Raw genomic sequence first — 10823 nt, forward strand, 5'->3', positions numbered from 1 at the left:
GGGGAGCAGCATGTTTAATACATCATCATTTCAATCGCAGCCCGAGCTGCGGGAACAGGAAATACGCTGGACTGGGGCACCATACCGTTCCTATCTATATTCCTATCCGCATAAGACCGCTTACCGTGAGCTTCATCCGCCTCTTTCGCTGAAGGAGCTTTGGGAACGAGATAAAACGGACTATCATTTTCTCTATATGCATATCCCTTTTTGCGGAGCGCGCTGCGGCTTCTGCAATTTATTTACGCTGCCTGATCGGCGGGTGGACGTTCATGAGCAGTATGTCGATGCGCTTCAGCGTCAAGCGGAGCAATGGGCTCCATGGTTTGAAGGCCGAACCTTTTCAAGGTTTGCAATTGGCGGGGGAACGCCAACGCTTCTCCAAAGCGATCAACTGAATCGTCTATTCCATATTGCTGAAGAGATTATGGGGTTAGATCCGCTGCAAGCCTCCATTTCGGTTGAAACCTCTCCTGAAACAGTGACCGAGGATCGTATGCGTGTGCTTAAGGATCGACTGGTAGACCGTGTGAGCATGGGCGTTCAAAGCTTCATTGATGACGAGGCGGCTGCCATTTATCGGCCTCAAAGACCGCATATGGCAGAGGACGCTCTACATAAGCTCATGAGCTATTCCTTTCCGCTTGTGAATATAGATTTAATATATGGGCTCCCGGGTCAAACGGCTGCAACGTGGCTCTATTCGCTTGAGAAGGCAATAAGCTACAATACCGGTGAAATATTCATTTATCCGCTGTATACAAGGGAAAATACGATTTTGAAGCCAGAGCAGATGCGTAATGCTGGGGAGGATATCCGACTTGAGCTTTACCATATGGCACGCCAGCGCTTAGCAGAGGCGGGCTATAAGCAGTTCTCTATGAGACGTTTTGCGAAGGATGTCTCCTTCTCCCACAAAAGTGTGCTGCCCTTCAGCTGCCAAGAGGAAGGGATGGCGGGTCTCGGCTGCGGCGCGCGCTCCTATACGCGTGATGCACACTATGCTTCGCGATATGGGGTAAGCATTGCAGCCACCAAAAGCATAATTGAGGACTATGTATCAGCTGCGCACTATGATAAGGCGGATTATGGATTCCTATTGAATGCGTTCGAGCAGAAGCGCAGATTTGTATTGAAAGCTATTCTGCACAGTGAAGGGCTTGCCTTATCCGCCTACATGGAGCGCTTTGGAACGGAAGCAATGGCTGAGCATCCAGAACTAAAGGAGCTTATTGAGCTCCAATTAGCCCAGCTTGAAGCTGGTGTAATTCGACTAACGGTGCGTGGTATGGCTTATTCGGATGCGATAGGCGATGAGTTTATCTCAGGCGACGTAAGGGCGTTAATGGAAGGCTATAGGCTTACATGAGGGCGGTTCTCTATTATCGCGGTCTTTTATCCTCCTGCAATTATGATTGTCCTTATTGTCCGTTCAGCAAAAATAAGGATAGCCGAGAAACGCTGGAAAGGGATAAGGAACAGCTTGGCGTGTTCATGAATTGGGTTCGAGAAGGGGAGGCGGCAGGGCATCAGCTTTCGATCTTTTTTAATCCCTACGGTGAAGCGCTTATACATCGATGGTACCGGGATGCGATGATCGAGCTGTCACAGCTTCCTCATGTCCAGAAGGTAGCAGTCCAAACGAATTTATCGGTTAAGCTGGATTGGACGAAGGAGCTTAACCGTGATAAGGCGGCTTTCTGGGCTACTTATCATCCTGGACAAACGACTCAGGAGCAGTTTGTCAGCCAGTGCATGAAGCTGTATGAGCGGCGCATTCCATTTAGTGTAGGAACAGTGGGCATTAGAAGCGCGTTTGTTGCCATTGAGCAAATACGGAGCAAGCTGCCGGATGAGGTTTATGTATGGATTAATGCTTTTAAGGATCAGAAAAATTATTATACCTCTGAAGAAATTGAACGTTTAACGGCGATTGATCCCTATTTTCAGCTCAATGTCCCTGATTATGATAGCTTTGGATTGCCTTGCGACGCAGGCTCAAATGTCTTTTATGTGCAAGGGTCGGGAGTCGTCAAGCGCTGCTATAGCGATCGGAGAATCATCGGTCATCTCTATCGAGACGGCTTGGAGGGGCTATCAGCCGAACGCCCATGCAAAATGAAGAAGTGCGGCTGTTATATTGGCTATATTCATATGCCAAAGCTGTCGATGAATAACATATACGGGAATGGGCTTTTGGAGCGCGTACCTGCGGGCTACCGCTCGTAATCTTCTCTAATAAGCAGGAAGCGGGAGGCACGTCTGTGATCAAAGTGTACATAACGGTAAAAAGCATAGGGAAGAAGAAAAGCCACTTAGACAAATTGGAGTGGACGTTTTCGGAAGCGCCGCCGACGCTCAGAGCATTAATCGCAAATATGGTTAATGAGAATGTCCGTAGATTTAATGATCGGCAGACCGATTATCCTCTCGTGCCGTTCTTAACACAAAGTGAGCTGGAGCAGCAAGGAGAGAACGGGAAAGTCAGCTTTGGCACGCTCTACAATGAGAAAAAGGCGAATGTAGAGGAAGCGATTGATGCAGCTGTGCTTGCATTCGAGGACGGACTTTATAAGGTGTTTATCAATGATCAAGAAGCAGAGAAGCTGGATGATAAGCTTTCCATTCAAGAAGGCGATGGCATTGCTTTCATTCGTTTTACGCTGCTGGCAGGGCGTTTGTGGTAGAAAGGGCATAGGAGGCGATGAGGATGAATAAAGCAGAGCAAAAGCTTTATTTTCAGAAGATGAAGGAAACCGTGGAGGAGCTTAAGCTTAAGGTTAATGAGCCGCAGCATCGCTTAGCTGTTCTGTTTGTTGAAATGGTGGAAAAGGGCTACAACGACAGCGAGCATACGGAGGAAATGAATAGTCTGCTTCAATCAGAAGCATCGGAGAGAGAACAATCACTCTTGGAGCCTCTTGCATTCATTATTGAAGCCCTTGATGATTCCTATTCCCATTTGTTTCAATATATTGCGCAGCATGAAACGGAGTATCCATACAGTTATGGTTATGTCCGGCGTCCATTCCGAACGAAGGAGCTAAATCTTCATTTGGAACGAGTATATAAAAAAATGATCTCCCTATTCCATTTGGAGGCTAATGGGTTCTCCTTGTTGGCTTATTTGACCAATCCCAATTACTTGTCTCAGTATGAGTACTATCACCAAACGCCAGCTATTCCTGTTTTGATTGCGTATGCCATTGACGATTCCAATGAAGCAGTCATGAATGCGTTAAGAGAGATCATTTATGGCGACAACAATACAGCCTTTCTTTCTCGCGAGATGATCTTAGGCATTTTCATGAGTCATAGTGAAGAGGCTTATCGGATGATGGGAGAGCTGTTAGTTGCTGCACGCTTGCAAGAAGGGTTAAGGCAGAGCATTGTTGAGGCCATGGATGAGGGCACGATTGGTGCTATGCAATATATGCTGCGGGTCATTAATGAGCATGATTTAATTCGCTACAGCTCCGTTGTAAGAGCGCTTGATGTATGGACGGGTTTGGGTCTGGAAGCTGCTCATACTCGTGTAGCCAAGCAATGTATTCGATTAGTTGAACGTTATCTCGCTAATGAGGATGATCGTCTACAAGCGCTAAAGAGTGAGAATGTGAATGAGCTTTATATAGGCTTATGGGCGACCGCTGTGCATGAAGAGGGTCAGCTTTATACCGAAATTAACAAGCTAATGGGTACAGGTGTGGATTATCGCAAATTGGTTGCACAGTTCATGCTGGCTCAAAGCCAAAATGATGAGATTCGTTTCCAAATTGCTCAAGGCTGGCTCAATGAGCCAAATAAAGAGCTGCAGTATTGGCTGATTACGAACTATACGTATCATTACACTCATACTTGGCGAAGCATACATGGGGATGATAAGTACCACATTCAATTGGATCGAAGTCCGTTCCTTGAAGATAAAAAGATAAGAAGACAGCACTTTGAGCAATTCAAGCATATGCTCAATGCGATGCCGCAGAAGGAACTAACCATCAAATCCAGTGTATATGACTGGATATCGGTTGTTTATTCCTCGGAGATGATCGTCAGGAAGCTGCTCTATTTAACTGCTTACGATATGGATAAAGATTGGATTGCAGAGCTTATTGTAAGCAGCGAGTCTTTCAGTCCGGATATTAGAGGAGAGTTGCTGAACTATTTCATAAACGATCTCTCAAATAAGGAGCAGAGAGCTTTTCTAATTGCCGGTTTATCGGATAAAAGCATGAGCAATCGGGAGCGGGCCTTAGAGAAAGCGGCGGGCTTAGAGCTGAACAAAAGTGAAATAGAAGCGGTAGCCGCTTTGCTGAAACTGAAAACGGGGTCACTCCGGCAAGGTGCAATTGGGCTGCTCCTTAAGCAGCCGTCGATGGGGCTTGAGACTGTACTTGGACTGCTTCTGCGCAGCCGCAATGAACTGCAGCGCCTCGCTGCTTTAGAGCTATTAACGGAAATGAAGGAAGAGTCCGCCCATGCTCAGCTGTCTCAATCAATGATGGACGTGGTAGATTCCCTTGCGGAGCCGACCGACAAAGAAAGATTGCTTATTGCTAAGCTTAGGCAAGAGAGTTCTTATAGCAAAGCCAACGGTTTTGGATTATTTGATCCGGCTTTGCGCAGCTCAGAGCTGACGGAGCGGGAGCAGTTACCCTTATTTGCGCTGCAAGGAGCTCGAAACCGGTTTTCACTTACCGTCGATGAGATTCATGCTTTTCTTAATGGACTGACCGATTTCATTCATCTTCATCGTGAGCATGAATATGAGATCACGGATTACTCAGGTGCGAAGCAATCCCTGCTCATTGGAGCAAGACTTTCCCATTTGAAATGGGAATATGATGAGGAGGATGGACTATCTCCGATTGAGCGATATCCGCTCGCAGAAGTTTGGTCCGCCTATTTGGAGAAGAGCGGTTTTGGGTCGGCCGAGCTTGTGCAGCTTAGCTTCTATATGAATGCCGATAGGATTTATCGCTATTATTACGGTTTGCTTTCAAGCTGGGAGAGTTCTTCCTATGAGCCGGCAGAGGGCTGGCGAAAGGAGCTTCTGGATCAACTATATCCGATGGAAACCTTACGGGAGGTTTGTGAAAAGGATGAGAATGTTCCTTACAGCTCGCAAATCAATACGCTTGTACATGCATTTGTGAAACAATGCCCCAAAGAAGATAAATTCCAAATAGCAGAACATATATTAGCCTTGCTGATAGAGTGCTTTCCAGGAGATCGCGTCCAAGAGGAGAGCAAGCTATTAGATTTGTTTACAGGCTATTGGCAAAATGAATTAGAATCCAACGTCTATGATGACGTTTCCTTTGGTTCGTATTTCCGAATCAGTTATAAACTTTATGACATGCATAAGTACAAGAATCATATGCCCCCATTATCAGAATTTGCGAGGGCTCGCAGTTTAAATATAATAGACGATAATGTACTGCTTGAGGAGCTCTTTGTCAGGCAGAGAAGCGACTTTCATATAAGAAGCCTAACAAATTCTCAAGAAAAGCTGATCGAGCAATTTCCGTTTTTACTCCCGCTGAGAGAGAAGGTCGTACTGCGTATTTTGGATATCGAGCTTAATCGCGGCGAATTGGCAACGGAGGTTACAGGTCTAGCGACCAGCATCCAGCATATAGAGGGCATTGACCATTTTCTTGCCATATTGGCTGGACTGGATAAAGAATCTTTTGTTAGAGGATATATTTATGGATACGGCAGAGATTCTACGAAGAAGGAGACATTTAGTCATCTGCTGAAGATCTGTCATCCTGGTAAAGACGAGAATGAGGCTAAGCTTCGCGAAGCGCTGCAAGCAAGGGAAATAACGGATCTAAGATTGCTGGAGGCTGCTATGTATGCGCCGCAGTGGGTTGACCTTGTATCTCAGTATTTGGGCTGGAGCGGACTACGTAGCGCAGCTTGGTATTTTCACGCTCATATTAATGAATCTTTCTCAGCGGAGAAGGAGACGATTGTTGCCCACTACTCACCGATTACGCCACAAGACTTTAATGACGGTGCATTTGATATTGAGTGGTTTAGGCAAGCGTACGCTGAGCTTGGCGAAGAGAGATTTCAGAAGCTTTATCAGTGTGCAAAATATATTTCAGCGGGTGCCAATCATAGACGATCTCAATTATTTGCAGATGCGGTTATAGGGCGGCTGGATGCTCAGGAGCTCCAAACCTCCGCAGCATTAAAGAGAAATAAAGACCATTTACTGGCGTATAGCCTACTGCCTCTTCGTACCAGCGATGAACAGAGTCATGATCTGCTGGAGCGCTACACGTTCATTCAGCAGTTTCTGAAGGAGAGCAAGACATTTGGCGCACAGCGGCGGGCAAGCGAAGCGACAGCAGCTGCGATCGCGTTAGATAATTTGGCTCGCAACGGAGGTTATGCGGATGTCATTCGGCTAACGTGGGATATGGAAGGGAAGAAGCTGAGCGAGCTTCTCCATTACTTCGAGCCCTTTGAACTGGATGGGAAGCTGACAGCGCAGCTTGTTATCGATGACGAGGGGAAAACGGATATTCGACTGGAGAAGCAAGGTAAGGAATTAAAGTCCGTCCCCGCTGCCTTTAAGAAGCATGAATATATGGCAATGCTGAAAAATACGAAATCACAGCTAACGGATCAATATCGAAGAGCGCGGGCAGAGCTGGAACGCTCCATGGAGGCAGGCAGCGGCTTCACACTTGATGAGGTAAGCAAGTTAATGAGCAGTCCCGTTCTCGCTCCGTTAGCTGGTAAGCTGGTATTTAAGGTAAATGACGAGTTCGGTTATTTCGAAAATGGTTTTCTCGTAGACGCGAACGGTGAGCGTTATCAGGTGAAAGAAAGTGATATGCTTCTCATTGCGCATCCGTTCCATCTCTACGAGAGCGGAAAGTGGAGCAGCTTTCAGAAGGATTTATTTGATAGAGGGATTAAACAGCCGTTCAAGCAAATATTCCGAGAGCTGTATTTGCCGAATGCAGATGAGCTTGCTAATGGAACATACACACATCGTTATGCGGGTCATCAGGTGCAGCCGCGTAAAACTGTCAGCTTGCTCAAAGGACGTAAATGGACAGTTAGCTATGAAGAAGGGCTGCAGAAAGTATTTTATAAGGAAAATATCATCGCGAGCATATATGCGCTTGCAGATTGGTTCTCGCCAGCCGAGATAGAGAGCCCAACGCTTGAAACCGTTCGATTCTATGATCGCAAAACATATAAGGGACTCGATATTGGGGAGGTTCCAAGACTCATTTTCTCCGAGGTCATGCGGGATGTCGATCTGGTTGTCAGCATCGCTCATGTCGGAGGCGTTGATCCAGAAGCAAGCTTGACGACAATTGATACGCGAACCGCTATCGTACGCGAATCACTTCGTTTGTTGAAAATCGATAATGTGCGCCTTGAAGGCAAGCATGCGCTGATCGCAGGCAAGCTTGGCGAGTACAGCGTTCACCTTGGAAGCGGCATCGTGCATAAGCAAGCACAGGGTGCGCTTGCCATCATTGCTGTTCATTCACAGCATCGCGGCAGATTATTCCTTCCATTTATGGATGAGGATCCGAGAACAGCGGAGATTTTATCCAAAATCATCATGCTGGCGCAGGATTCCAAGCTGAAAGATCCGCAAATTTTAGCGCAGCTGAGAGGTTGATACGCTTTGCAGCGTGATCATTTTTCAAGAAGGGGCTCGGATGAGCTCCTTCTTTTTTTTCTAATGTGATAGATATGCGGCATTCATTTCGTATTACATAGCAGGTACACATAATCAAAGGAAGGAGGGTGAGCAATTGAAAATAACAGAGGACAATGTTGTACATCACATACAGAACAGAAACGAAAAAGCTATTTCTTTCATTATTAATCAGTATGGGGGCTTGCTTACGGCTATTATTAAACGTCACTTAAATGACCAAAAGCAGGATTATGAGGAATGCCTCGATGATGTGCTGTTATCGATATGGAATCATATTCATTCCTTCAATCCGGTTAAAAACTCATTTAAACAATGGCTTGCAGCCATAGCCAAGTATAAAGCGATTGATTATAAAAGAAGACAAATTCTCATGCAAAATAACCAATTTTCAGTATCAGAAATCGATGATTTATCGTTAAAGGCCTATCAGCCATCAGAAACAAGCGATGTGGATGAACTGCTTGGGCAGCTATCAGCGAGTGAACGGGAAATTTTCGAAAAATACTACTTAGAGGGAACGCCTTCAAGTGAAATTGCACAAAAGTTTAATGCAAAAGAGTCTTGGGTACATAACAAGCTTTCCAGAGGCCGCAAGAAGCTAAGAAATTATTTAGTAAAGAATAATGAAGGATAAGGAGTGAAGAGATGACGATTTATAAAGAACTAAATGATATCAATCTTGATTTAAATCAGTATGAAGATCAACAGCTTACAAGCTTGCAAAAAAAGAAATGGGAAAGTCGCATGCTAAAGAAGTTAGGGGGAAATAAGAAAAAGGATAAGAGGAAGATTGCAGGATTAGCGGCAGCCATTATTCTTGCAATAGGCATTTCATTTAGCTCGGGGGCAGTATCTTTAGCGAATATTCCTTTTGTTGGAAGCTTAGTCGAAGACTATATGGGTATCGGAAATAATAAACAAGTGGATTTTGCAGCATATAAAACGGTAATTGGCGCTACTGCTGAAAATGAGTACGGTAAATTAACGTTGAATGAAGTCATGATTGATGGCGGTCGATTGCTGATCAGCTCCACTTTTGAGCCGGCGAAGGGGATTGATTTTAATTATAAAATGCATCCGTTACCTAAAGTATCGATGAATGGTCAGCATATAATCTCAAGTACAGGCGGGCAATCGATTAAAATAAATGATTCGATGTATACGATCTACAATGATTCTGAAATCAAAGAATTGCCTTACGGTGAAATCGTTGCATTTCACATTGCATATGATCACTTAGACTTCGAAATACCGATGGATAATCCTTGGGTTTTTGATATTAAGGTACCAACGGAACAACTTGCGGCAACAAGTGAAACGATCCCTTTCAATAAAGAGGTACAGCTTGGAAATGGACAATCTATTCATTTAGAGAAAATGATTGTGACGCCACTTTCAACCATTCTATATTATGACTGGCCCGAACAAGCAAACCATATTGCTTTTAAAATTGTAAATGAATCCGGCGTTGAAATCCTACCAGGCTCTGCAACGATAGATCCGGAACAATCCTATAACCGATATCCGCCCCTTGATTTACAATTAGAAAAATACTACTTAGTCCCATTTGAGACATCAGCTAACCCGCATGCCATTGATCCGGGAACTGTACCTGAGCTATCCATTCTGATTAATCCAGTTCAGTGATAGAGCGGTTTTGCTTTGGTTTGAAAACGGCAAATTAGGGTAATATAGCATAGGCTTGAAATGCGAAGGGAGTGGATGATATGACAGAAGCAAAGAAGGTAGCTTTTCTGCTGGCAAACGACTTTGAAGATTCAGAGATGAAAAATCCCTACGATGAAATGGTGAAAAACGGACATGAGGCCGTTATTATTAGTTTGAATAGCAATGAAGAACTAAAGGGTAAGCAAGGTACAATCACATATAAATCTCATTTGGGCATTAAAGAAGCGAATGCGAAGGATTATGCCGCTATTATTATTCCCGGAGGCAAATCACCGTCTCACCTTATGGATAATGCTGATGTTCAGCGTTTTGTTCAAGAGGCTGATGGAGCTGGCACAACAATCGCTGCAATTTGCCATGGTCCTCAAATATTAGCTGCTGCAGGATTGCTTAAAGGACGTACGCTAACGTCTTATCCTGGAATCTCTGGGGAGATAGAAGCGGCAGGCGGGAAATTTGTAGATAGAGAGGTTGTCGTCGATCGTAATTTGGTGACATCGCGAACACCTGAGGACGAGCCAGCCTTTATTCGGGAAACCATAGATAAGCTCGGCGTAAATGCCTGGTAGGGTATTTCACTTATAGGAAGAGTGAAGAGGAAGTCTCTTAGGTTCTAATCGACCATAGAGACTTCCTTTTTTGCGCCTGTTTGGTTTCATAGGTTACTGCTTTTGTTCTGTGCTATACTGGTACGAATAACTTTTAAATAATTGTGGATGAAAGAGGAGGGCGGATAGCGATGCCCCCATTTATAAATAAAGAAAATATCTCCAAAGACTTGAACTCTACTGCACAAAGTCCAATCACAATCAGCAGGCTAGCCGTTATAGCGCAAGGCGTTCAAGCCTTTAATGAGCTTGGTATGATGCATATCTGTAAGGTTTGTATTGCAAACAGCGGTTCATGCTGCCATGATTGTTCTTTTTTAAAGGATGGAGTGGGTTGTCAAAAACGGAACACCGGCTGCACAGCGTGGCTATGCGGGTTTCAAAAATATTTTCTATATGAGATCGGTCAATTAAATCAGTGGAATGATTTTTGGGAGCAGATTCCGGGACAGGAATATCGCGAGGATTTTACACCTGTGACTATGGAAATTCAACATCCTTTGGAGATGGATACACTGAGCATTGAGCATCTTGGTGAAGAGCTGGCGTATGATTTGCAGGAGTTAGCTCATACCCATCAGACAAAAGGCTTTATTCTTATGCTGCGTGAGAAGCTGGATAATAATATAGATCAGCTTATTAATGCTGATTATGACAATAAGAAGAAGGCGATTATTCGAAGAAAAATTAAAGTCCTTTCTACCCCGCTCTATCGCTTTCAAAGCGCTTTACAAGAATATCGTGAGCGAAAGCAGGACTAAAGGAACAAAATAAATGTATTCTCTTATATGATTTCTCCAATGAGCGCTTAGGAACTTTTCCTA

Annotated in this window: 8 protein-coding genes; all 8 read left to right on the top strand. The window is 44.6% G+C overall.

Translation table 11 applies throughout. The features are described 5' to 3' along the window. Positions 1-10 precede the first annotated feature (10 nt). The 8 genes from AC0YOD_RS26985 (at position 11) to AC0YOD_RS27020 (ending at position 10760) form a co-directional block, all read left to right on the top strand. Complete coding sequence (locus AC0YOD_RS26985) at positions 11-1369, top strand: STM4012 family radical SAM protein (protein ID WP_475802441.1); 1359 nt, start codon at positions 11-13, stop codon at positions 1367-1369. Continuing rightward, positions 1366-2229: an STM4011 family radical SAM protein gene (locus tag AC0YOD_RS26990; RefSeq protein ID WP_475802442.1), complete on the top strand. Its 864-nt coding sequence runs from the start codon at positions 1366-1368 to the stop codon at positions 2227-2229. Before AC0YOD_RS26985 ends, AC0YOD_RS26990 begins: the two co-directional genes overlap by 4 nt. A 35-nt stretch (positions 2230-2264) precedes the next feature. Beyond that, a complete protein-coding gene (locus AC0YOD_RS26995) occupies positions 2265-2687 on the top strand; it encodes a hypothetical protein (RefSeq protein ID WP_475802443.1) in 423 nt (140 codons plus the stop codon). 23 nt (positions 2688-2710) lie between these two features. After that, the gene (locus AC0YOD_RS27000; protein ID WP_475802444.1) at positions 2711-7660 is read left to right on the top strand and encodes a DUF5724 domain-containing protein; all 4950 of its coding nucleotides are present in this window, start codon (positions 2711-2713) and stop codon (positions 7658-7660) included. Positions 7661-7796: 136 nt separating this feature from the next. Continuing rightward, on the top strand, positions 7797-8336 hold the full coding sequence (locus AC0YOD_RS27005) for a sigma-70 family RNA polymerase sigma factor (RefSeq protein WP_475802445.1): 540 nt from the start codon (positions 7797-7799) through the stop codon (positions 8334-8336). 11 nt (positions 8337-8347) lie between these two features. Beyond that, a complete protein-coding gene (locus AC0YOD_RS27010) occupies positions 8348-9349 on the top strand; it encodes a DUF4179 domain-containing protein (RefSeq protein ID WP_475802446.1) in 1002 nt (333 codons plus the stop codon). 80 nt (positions 9350-9429) lie between these two features. Next, complete coding sequence (locus tag AC0YOD_RS27015; protein ID WP_475802447.1) at positions 9430-9960, top strand: type 1 glutamine amidotransferase domain-containing protein; 531 nt, start codon at positions 9430-9432, stop codon at positions 9958-9960. 170 nt (positions 9961-10130) lie between these two features. Next, positions 10131-10760 carry a hypothetical protein gene (locus AC0YOD_RS27020; RefSeq protein WP_475802448.1) on the top strand — a complete coding sequence of 210 codons (630 nt, stop codon included), beginning with the start codon at positions 10131-10133 and terminating at the stop codon, positions 10758-10760. The last annotated feature ends 63 nt before the right edge of the window (positions 10761-10823 follow it).

Source organism: Paenibacillus sp. J31P13 (genome assembly GCF_056269295.1).

Excerpts from the sequence above, each read along its gene's own strand:
- AC0YOD_RS26985 (WP_475802441.1), top strand. The coding sequence starts at position 11 with ATGTTTAATACATCATCATTTCAATCGCAGCCCGAGCTGCGGGAACAG.
- AC0YOD_RS27000 (WP_475802444.1), top strand. The coding sequence starts at position 2,711 with ATGAATAAAGCAGAGCAAAAGCTTTATTTTCAGAAGATGAAGGAAACC.
- AC0YOD_RS27020 (WP_475802448.1), top strand. The coding sequence starts at position 10,131 with ATGCCCCCATTTATAAATAAAGAAAATATCTCCAAAGACTTGAACTCT.
- AC0YOD_RS26990 (WP_475802442.1), top strand. The coding sequence starts at position 1,366 with ATGAGGGCGGTTCTCTATTATCGCGGTCTTTTATCCTCCTGCAATTAT.
- AC0YOD_RS27010 (WP_475802446.1), top strand. The coding sequence starts at position 8,348 with ATGACGATTTATAAAGAACTAAATGATATCAATCTTGATTTAAATCAG.
- AC0YOD_RS27015 (WP_475802447.1), top strand. The coding sequence starts at position 9,430 with ATGACAGAAGCAAAGAAGGTAGCTTTTCTGCTGGCAAACGACTTTGAA.